The organism is Marinilabilia sp. (genome assembly GCF_016278715.1).
Classification (GTDB): domain Bacteria; phylum Bacteroidota; class Bacteroidia; order Bacteroidales; family Marinilabiliaceae; genus Marinilabilia.
On the sequence record NZ_JADQBH010000102.1, the window covers coordinates 1 to 7986 of the forward strand.

Sequence of the window (7986 nt, forward strand, 5' to 3'; positions counted from 1 at the left end):
GGTTTCTTCGTGCGGCGCTTCCTGAAAAGGGAAAGAAAAACCTGTTTTTACGGTTGTGTTGGTCAGGTCAAATTTATTCGTGTTTTCTAATAGCAAAATCCAGTGAAAAACAGTATTGTCCTTCTCAAAATTTGACGGCGTATTATTTTGGAAAAAATTTGAGATGTTTCTTTCCCCGAATGAATACATTGTATCAGCTTCCTCAGGAAAAGAAACAATGTTGTTCATGTCATTATTATTTAAAAGATTCATACAGTTGGCCTTTAGTTAGTTCTTTAAACAAATTGCTGCAAATACCGTGCGAATTGTTAAGCCATTCGGTAATAAGATTAGTTTCAGGTTGAATAGGAGTCCTGTTAATTCTGGATTGCAAAAGAAGACCCTCATTTTGTGTTTTGTAAGTGCCTTTTTGCAGAGAAACTTTAAGTTCTCCCTGTTCTATGTCAAAAGAATAAGCAATGTTTATTTCCTTAGGGTATTTTACATTCTTTACAAATGATTGCTCAATTGTAATGTTCAGGTTTTCGTTGATAAATTTACTGACATCTCCGTTGTTAAAATCAAAAGGGAAAAAATCAAGATATAACAAAGAAAGATTAATTTTTTTTTCTTTTTCGGGTTTAAATATTTTGATAAAAGTTTTGGTCAATTCTTTTGCATCGTTGAAAAAAACATTCCACTCATATAAATTAGCTGTGGTATTGAGCGTTAAAAGGCCCGGACCAATTTGTACAAGAGGGTAACCATTTTTGTTTGCCCTATACCTGTAAACCGGCTTGTTTATTGTTAATTCCACTGGTATTTCAATGGGCAAAATTCTTTCCCGCTGAGGATATTTGTTTTTTATTTCTGCAAAAATATCTCCGTATAGATATTCAGCATCCATCAGGTCTGACTTATTCTCTACAGACCATCTTAATTCAAATACAATTTCGACAAGCGGTGCTTTGGGTAATTTGCTCATTACAACCGTTTATGAATTTTAAGTTAAAGATAAGTTATTTTGATGAACGAACAAAAAGGATAAAGTTTGCTATTAGCTGTTATTTTTGTTTCATTGTTTTATCCTGTGATCCTATTGTGCGACACTGTGATTTTTTTTTTAGTTACACAACTTGTCCCGGTTTATCGGGAGAGTTATTTAGCTGTTAGCTCTTAGCTCTTAGCTGATGGTGCTTTTTGTTTTTACACTTTGGTACATTGTGTTTCCTGTGTGGTACTATTGACAGATTTTTCGCAAGCACTGAATGACAGTCCAACCCTTTTTATCTACTCGCCAATTAACCTCTCTTCAACTTCTATTGCTCTACTGGCCTAATTCCCTACTAGCCTACTGGCCTAATTCCCTACTAGCCTAATCCCCTACTAGCCTAATCCCCTACTCGCCTAATCCCCTATTCTCCTAATCCCCTAAACCCAGCATTTCGCCGGCAATTTCCTTATACCCGGTTTCCCTGGTAATTTCTCCATTGCTTACCTGAAAAATCCGGTCACAATATTTAAGTGTTGTAATGCGGTGTGCAATTACGATAATGGTAAGGTTGCTATGTGTTAGTTCCCGGATTGATTCAGTAATATCCTCCTCCGTTTCGGTGTCCAGAGCAGAAGTGGCTTCATCAAAGAAAAGGATTTCTGCACCGCTGTATATAGCCCGTGCTATTCCAATCCTTTGTCTCTGACCACCAGAAAGGCGGGTTCCCCGTTCACCAACTTGGGTGTTCACACCATCAGGAAGTTCCTGTACCATATCCCACAGACTGGTTTTTTTGAGTACATGCTCCAGGTGTGCGTGGTCTATTTTATCTGCAGGCATTCCAAATGCCACATTTTCAGCCAGGGTCGCATCCAGCAGATATACCTCCTGTTGTACGTAACCCACCAGTTTGTGCCAGGCTTTTAGGTTCGATTCATCCAGAACGATATCGTCCACCTTGAAAGTTCCATCTTTGGCCTTCCAGAATCCAAGCATTAGGTTCATGAGGGTAGTTTTGCCCGAGCCGGAAGGCCCCATAAATCCAATGGCTTCACCTTTTTTAATTTTTACATCGATGTTTTTGAGTACATCGTCATGCCCGTCGGGAAAACGAAAACTTACCTTATTAAGTGATATATCACGCTGAAAGGGGATTGAGAGCGCTTCTTCCCGGTCTTCGTCCGCATCCGTTTTCAAATCGTTTACCTGCGAAACGATATCAAATGTATATTGATGCCCTTTTATGCTTATGAGTGCCAGCATAATCCTGTTGATGGATGGCAGAATGCGATAGGCTGCGAGGGCAAAAAGACCTAAAAGGGCTGCCAATCCAGCGCGGTTGGGTAAAAAGAATATGCCGTAAGCAGTTATTATAAAAATGGTAACGACCATTCCGGTTTCTATTACTCGTGTAGGCGCTTGTTGATAGACTACCCGTTTAATATTCAATTTTATTTGTTTATTAAGATAATGACTGATGGAATCCTGAAAAAACCGAAGGGAGTTTGTGATGACTACATCAATGTAACCAAAAATACTTTGAAATATACTACGGCCCAGCTTGGGAGTTATCCTAAAGGTTTCCTTTTCAAGCTTCAGGCTTTTCTCTTTCACCCAATTGTAAAACAGGAGGAAAATGGGAAGTATGGTAAAGGAGAGTAGCAGTATGGCCCGCCAATCGTAAAGCACCAGACTCGTGAGAATAAAAACCAAAATAAATGTTTCGGTAAGGAAATTGAACATGGGCAAAACCATTTGGTTGGCGAATTTTTGCGTTTCATGGTTTACATCCCGCATAATGATATTTGAGTTGGTATTCTTGAAAAAGGAAAACCCTTTTTGGTAATAGTATTTATGTAACCGTATGGCAAAGAACTGATAAAGAGACAATGAGAATTTTGCCTGTGATTTAATGATGAAAAGCCCCATGATGTTTTTGAATGTTATCACAAACACAATCAGCCCTGCTAAAACCAAAATGAACTGATTCTCGGAATTAAAGCCGCCTAGTTGATAGGCCTTACTGATGATATGGTGCGATTCCGTTACTCCCTCCTTCAGGATCACGGTGAAAAGCGGAAGAAAAGCAGCCAGTCCCACCATTTCGAGGATGGAGTTCATGAGCAGCAGGAGCATCATCCTGATCGATCGTTTTTTGTACCCGGGGGGTAGCACTTCAAAGATGCGTTTGATGCTGTGGGTGATTATGTTTGTTTTTATGGGATTGTGCATTTTTGTGTTTTGTGTTGTGAGTTGTGAGTTCTTGGCCCTAAATTCCCCCAAGGGGGACTTTGAGGTTCCGTGTTTTATTTTGCGGGTCAGGGGTTAGGGTTTACCCTGTGATTTATTCTACAGGGGGGTGTGGGGTTGGTGGTTTGTTTTAATTATGGTGTTATTGGTTTTTCTTTTCCACTAATGCTTTATGCACTGCGTGCGGTTGCTGTGCAACGTTTTTCTGTCCACGAATTTCACGAATTAAACGAATTAGTAGAACTGCAAGCAGTTCTTAAAAAAGTGTTGCCAAGCAACACGGTGCCCGTAGGGCAATAATTTGTATCGCTCGGCTCTGCCGCTTGCTTGCAAGAATTCGATTAATTCGTGGACAACCCAAAATAACGGCGAAGCCGTTATTATTATTTTATTAGTGGATTGCTTACCGGACAATTCTCTTGTGTTTCAAAGACCTATCGCCGAAGTTAATTAAAATACCTAATTTGAAATTTGTGGCCTTCAAATAATTATGCACCTGTGATTCATGTTCAGAATTTAAATCACATAAGGCTTTTGTTTCGATGATTATTTTGCCATAGCAAATGAAATCTGCGGTGTATTCTTTTTTTAAGGTATGGCCTTTGTAATTTACTTTTAGAGGTGCTTCACGCTGGTATGGGATGTTCCTGTTTTGGAATTCTATTTCCAGAGCTTCCTGGTAAACTGCTTCGAGGAAACCACATCCCAATTCATTGTGTACTTCAAAGGCGGCACCGATAATTTTGTATGATTCATCTTTGTAGAGGATTTGATTTTGGGCTAGGAGATCAGGCATGATATATACGTTTTTTCTAATCCACCAATTGATTTATGTACTGCGTGCGGCTTGTTGCTTCGCAACTTTTTTTCTGTCCACGAATTTCACGAATTTCACGAATTATTGCACTGCGTGCACCGTGTTGCGGCGCAGACGTTTTAATGATTTATTCGTGGATTTCGATAAAGATTGCGTTTTCTCTACGCCTACGGCGCGGTGAGTCACAGTTGGCCCGCCTACAGAAACATATTGTAATACGGTGCAAAAATAGGGAAGTTCGGTAGATTGGGAAAAAGCATACACTATACTTTTGGTTTTATAATATAACCTCCTGTTTTTTTGCTTCCTTTTCGTTGAATAAAATTGTTTACTTTCAGATTCCTTATATGCCGTTCAATGGTTTTGTAAGGGATTTTTGATTTTTCGGCAACATTTAACATGTTGATGCCGGGTGTTGCTTTTATAATTTGAAGTATCTTAAGTTCCAATTCATTTAATCCCTCATTTAATCCCTCATTTAATCCCTCATTTAATCCCTCATTTTCCGTGATAGGTTTTAGTGGTATTGAGGTTAAAAAAATATCGTTTTCCTTGAAATGTATATTGTTGTTTCCTGAGTATGCCATTGAGTATTTAAAGACATTTTGGATGCCAGTACCGAGCTCCTCTGTGCGTCCCATTTGTGTAAATATTTGGGCGATGTGTGGGTTTTTTGGGTAAGGTTCGTAATTGCCTGGTTTAAGGGTTTGATGAGTATGTGCTTTATTGGCATTTTTTGTTTCTAACCTGTCTTCATAAATAATGAAGGATGTTGGAAATGAATTGGAATACTCGCGATGTATCAGAATGTTTGCAACCACCTCCCTGAATATTTTGTCGCGCAGGGATATTCTTTGATCGTTTTGCAGATAAAACTTATCCGGTAAATGCTTTGCAACAAATGCCATAAGTTTATCATAGGCTTCAATGAGGTTGCACCTGATATTTTCCCTGTCATCGTATCTTTCAATGTTTTCTTTACGCAGGAGAGCGTCTATTTTGAAATGGGGTAAGGCACTTTGTATAATTTCATCTTTTCCAAAGAGTAACAATGCTGACATTGTAAAACCTTCTTCACCAGTGGCAAGGTCTTTTCTGTACAGACCAGAAGTTCTAAAAAATTCCTGATTGTTTAATTCATTCCATGGATGATCGGGTCTGTTGTTTCGAATAATTTTACGGCAACGTTCTACTATTCCTTCTGCAAAGTCATTTTGTTCAAGAAAAGGATAAATAGTGTTTTCCGAATACTGAGAACTTTTTCTGATGTAAACTTGTTTAAGTTGTTCACCTGTTAATAATTCAAAGTCCCCATCAGCACTTCTTTCAAAAATTTTCCCTTTGAATTGATGTACTTGCGATGATGCCGGTACAAGAATGTAAACAAGGGTTTTATCCTGATATTTCACTATTTGGGCATTGATAAGGAATGCCGGTGAAAGTAATTGAGGATTATTACTGTTGTTGGCTATTTGTTTTATCAACTGTTCTGCAACGTGAGGTTCGATACCTTCAATCGTTTTATGGTCGGTTATTCCTAATACAATTTCTCCGCCATTTCGATTTAAAAAGGCACAAATCGATTCAAACAGACTGGAAGGCAGTTGTTTTTTTGCTTTCTTAAATTCAATAGTAATTCCTTCTCCCTGTTGAAGGATTTTATCTATTTTCTCGGTTGTTATCAAAAATGGATATTTGTTTTTATTTGAAAGATTGTTGTTGATGGAATAATTTTAATGATACAGGCAATAGTTTTCTGTACCTCAGTTGCAAAGGGAGATGGTGCCGGTGTCTGATTCGCCGTGGTGGAAAATCTTTGAGAGGTTTTCTATTTTGATTACAGTATTGCTCATTTTTTCCACTAATTGATTTTTGCACTGCGGGTGGCAGTTGCTTCGCAACTTTTTTTCTGTCCACGAATTTCACGAATTAAACGAATTAGTAGAACTGCAAGCAGTTCTTAAAAAAGTGTTGCCAAGCAACACGGTGCCCGTAGGGCAATAATTTGTATCGCTCGGCTCTGCCGCTTGCTTGCAAGAATTCGATTAATTCGTGGACAACCCAAAATAACGGCGAAGCCGTTATTATTATTTTATTAGTGGATTGCTTACCGGACAATTCTCTTGTGTTTCAAAGACCTATCGCCGAAGTTAATTAAAATACCTAATTTGAAATTTGTGGGCATTAAATAATTATCGCTTTAGAGCCTTTTCAATAATATCGATGAACTGTTGAGATTTAGGGAATAATCTTAATACAGTTTCTTCATCATAGTCGAAGAAATCGTTATAATCACCTTTTTGTCTTTTTTCAAAAAGATCAGTATAATGTTTGGCTATTTCTCTATTGATAATCCCGGTTTTAACAAATACTTCTCCAAACTTATTTCTTATTCCTGCGTGGCATGCAACTTCAATATTGTGTTTGAACAGGAGTGCACTTACAGCATAAAAACAGGCATAATACATACGGTTTATGGCAGTATTCCAAAATTTATTTTCAATATGAGTTTGAACTTCCAGAATGGTTTCTTTGGCACGTTCAATTCTGTAATTGATATAATCTTCCTCCTTATATTGAGTCATAATAATATCCCGTCACGCATTACATTTTTGAAGTATGATGTTTGCCTGTATTTGTTATACCATTCCTGTTGGCTGTATATCATCGGACTTATTATTTCACCTGTGTTGAATTCCAGATCGTACAGGGGAGATGTAATTTGCTGTTCAGTATCAGGAGAAATATGATCTTTGTTTAAGAGTATCAATAAATCATAGTCTGAGTGCTTTTTTGAAGTCCCCCTTGATCGGGACCCATACAAATAGACTTTTGCCTCAGGGGCATGCTGTTTAATAATTTCTTTTATCTGGGTTAATATGTAATCTTTGTTGGTTTGCATATTGTTGGGTTTTTGATTTTGGTCAAAGTTACAATATTTGACAGATTAAGACAATGTATGTTAGGGGTTGCTTCGCAAGGTTGGTTTTCCACAGATAACACAGATTAATGGTCATTGATAATTGATCCTTGATTTTGCCAGTGAGAGATTTTTCGCAGGCTCAGGATGCCCCCTTATTGAATAAGAAATTATTACTCCATGCTTGTTTCATATTGCGATAAATCTTTTCCGTGAATTTTAACGATTTGACCATTTTGGGAAATAACCAGGTCAAAATTTCTATCTTTTTTGGATTTGATTAGTCGCTTATGTGTTAATTCCAAGCCTTTTAGTATCTTTTCTTTAATGATGTTATTTTTCATGATTGACAAGTTTTTTTATCCTTTCAAAGGTGGTCCTATTTTGAATGTTTAAATCCTGATCGCTATTTCCTTCAGCGATTAGTCCTGCTGCCAAATTAGAGTTATCAAAAATCATCCAATAATCGGCTTGAGGAATATAGAGGTTGAATAAATTTCTCAAACCATTGTAATATCTCCTTACAATGATGTTTGATTGAATATTATGTCCTCCTTCACTTACTCTGGTTTTAACTCTTTCAATTGCAAGATTGGTTGAATCCAGCCAAAAGAATAAAAGGGTTACATCATAACCTTTCTCCTTTGCTTTTCGAATGGTATTGGTATAACTTCTTGTAGCAAGTGTTGTTTCAAAAGCAAAATCTTTTTTTCGTTTGATAAAGCCATCTATTTTTTGAAGCATTATTCTACCGGCTTCAATTGCTGCATTTTCTGGCTTTAGCGGTGAGAGCCCTCTTGCTATCTCATCCGCATTAACAAATTCTTTCTTCCACGCCTACGGCACGGTGACTCCCATTCGAATCACCCTGATGAAATACTTTTTTGGTATGCTGCAAAAATACAGAAGTTTCAGCGAAAGGACATAAAAAGATGGGTGATTTTTAGAGTGGGCGGGTGGCGGATTGAAAGTCAGTGGGTTATGGGGGGCTTGGCTCTTGGCTGTTAGCTCTTGGCTCTTAGGAAG

General features: G+C 37.8%; 10 protein-coding genes. All 10 read right to left on the minus strand.

Features of this window, described 5'->3' with window-relative positions; all coding sequences use genetic code 11:
• The coding region (locus tag QZZ43_RS06235; protein ID WP_291857127.1) for a hypothetical protein at positions 1-228 on the minus strand (228 nt) is incomplete at its 3' end.
• A gap of 7 nt (positions 229-235) precedes the next feature.
• The gene (locus QZZ43_RS06240) at positions 236-964 is read right to left on the minus strand and encodes a TIGR04255 family protein (protein WP_291857129.1); all 729 of its coding nucleotides are present in this window, start codon (positions 962-964) and stop codon (positions 236-238) included.
• A 438-nt stretch (positions 965-1402) separates the two neighbouring features.
• Positions 1403-3205, minus strand: a complete 1803-nt coding sequence (locus tag QZZ43_RS06245) for an ABC transporter ATP-binding protein (protein ID WP_291857131.1) — start codon at positions 3203-3205, stop codon at positions 1403-1405.
• Positions 3206-3626: 421 nt separating this feature from the next.
• Positions 3627-4019, minus strand: a complete 393-nt coding sequence (locus QZZ43_RS06250; protein WP_291857133.1) for a GxxExxY protein — start codon at positions 4017-4019, stop codon at positions 3627-3629.
• Positions 4020-4303: 284 nt separating this feature from the next.
• Complete coding sequence (locus QZZ43_RS06255; protein WP_291857135.1) at positions 4304-5725, minus strand: RNA-binding domain-containing protein; 1422 nt, start codon at positions 5723-5725, stop codon at positions 4304-4306.
• Positions 5726-6232: 507 nt separating this feature from the next.
• On the minus strand, positions 6233-6625 hold the full coding sequence (locus QZZ43_RS06260; RefSeq protein WP_291857137.1) for a HEPN domain-containing protein: 393 nt from the start codon (positions 6623-6625) through the stop codon (positions 6233-6235).
• Positions 6622-6942, minus strand: coding sequence for a nucleotidyltransferase domain-containing protein (locus tag QZZ43_RS06265; RefSeq protein WP_291857139.1), 321 nt, complete (start codon positions 6940-6942; stop codon positions 6622-6624). Before QZZ43_RS06265 ends, QZZ43_RS06260 begins: the two co-directional genes overlap by 4 nt.
• A gap of 191 nt (positions 6943-7133) precedes the next feature.
• Positions 7134-7304 carry a hypothetical protein gene (locus QZZ43_RS06270; protein ID WP_291857141.1) on the minus strand — a complete coding sequence of 57 codons (171 nt, stop codon included), beginning with the start codon at positions 7302-7304 and terminating at the stop codon, positions 7134-7136.
• Positions 7294-7764 (minus strand): zeta toxin family protein, encoded by a 471-nt coding sequence (locus QZZ43_RS06275; protein ID WP_291857144.1) that lies wholly within the window; start codon positions 7762-7764, stop codon positions 7294-7296. Before QZZ43_RS06275 ends, QZZ43_RS06270 begins: the two co-directional genes overlap by 11 nt.
• Positions 7765-7797: 33 nt before the next feature.
• Positions 7798-7986: hypothetical protein (locus QZZ43_RS06280; protein WP_291857143.1), on the minus strand; the 189-nt coding region annotated here is incomplete at its 5' end.